The sequence below is a fragment of the Roseivirga sp. genome, from assembly GCF_049099775.1.
Lineage (GTDB): Bacteria > Bacteroidota > Bacteroidia > Cytophagales > Cyclobacteriaceae > Roseivirga.
The window spans coordinates 1-1265 of sequence record NZ_JAGDZM010000005.1; the positions used below are offsets into that span (position 1 = coordinate 1).

The 1265-nt window shown below is 40.4% G+C and carries 1 protein-coding gene; it reads right to left on the minus strand.

Annotated elements, in window-relative coordinates; translation table 11 throughout:
• A partial coding sequence (locus tag JXQ92_RS09735) for a hypothetical protein (protein ID WP_421986422.1) occupies window positions 1-1265 on the minus strand: 1265 nt, incomplete at both ends.

A 1265-nucleotide genomic window follows, 5' to 3' on the forward strand; every position in this document is an offset into this window, starting at 1 on the left:
CCCTTCTAAATCCTTCCCCGCAGCGTACTCAAAGGTGTTATTCGCTAAATGAATACTTAACTCCTCTCCAAATGGAAGGTCATCTGGAGGTGTAATGGTCACCTCATTGCCTTCTATACTGACTGAAGGATCATCGATATCAATCGTATGGAGAAGTAGTGAATTACTCTTCTTGAAAATCCTAACCTTTCCATCTGATGCAAAAACAGGTGCGGTAAATTCTACCTCAAAATCAGACCCCGATGTTAATGTTCCTCCATCAACAGGGCTCAAACTCTTAATCGTTGGCGCCTCAGAGGTTATAGTAATATTCCATGTATCTGCGTCAAAAGCCGAACCTATCAAATTACCATTACCATCAGCTAAACTGGAAGGGCTAAAGTGAATAAGTAATTCTTCACCATTGGGTAAATCAGGCGGCAATTGAATCGAGACTTCAGCACCATTAATGGTGATTTCATTTGTATTTATATCCCGAATAAACAAAAGGAATAAATCACGTTTTCGATATATCCTGAGTTTCCCATTATTCCGGTAGATATTCTCATCAAACTTAGCGGTAATAATGCTCTGCGCATCAACGTTACTACCATTCTCTGGTGTTAATGCTATTAACTTTGGTGCAATAAAGTCTGAGCCTGAATCATCTACATTGGTTACTGTGATGATCACATTCTGATTAACAGTGTTGATACCGTCACTAGCTAGTACATTAATCAAATAAGTATTATTACCGTCTCCATCTGCTGGTGCCTCAAAGTCTGGAGAGGCCTTAAAGGTCACTATACCCTCTTCCAGGTTGAATAAGCTCTCATCATTACCAGAGCCTAAGCTGTAAGTAATGGCGTTCTCATCCGTTGCTGTAATGCTATAAGCTGTACCTGTTCCATTTTCAGCATAGTTAACTACGGTAACAGATGTAAATACTGGGGCATTTTCATCGACATCTAAAATCGTGATGATCACAGTCTGTTTCGTAGTATTCAAGCCATCATTAGCTTGTATCTCAATAATGTAGCTGCTCTTGGTCTCAAAGTCAGGACTTGACTTGAAGGTCACCTCAGCTCCATTCAGGTTGAAGAATGCTCCATCATTACCACTTCCAAGACCGTAAGTCAACGCATTGGCATCGGTAGCGGCTATTGTATAAACTGTACCTGTACCATTCTCAGCAAAATCTATAGCGGTAGCTGAAGTGAAGACTGGTAGTATCTCGTCTACATCAAAGATAGTAATCGTTATTGTTTGTGAGGTTGTATTGGCTC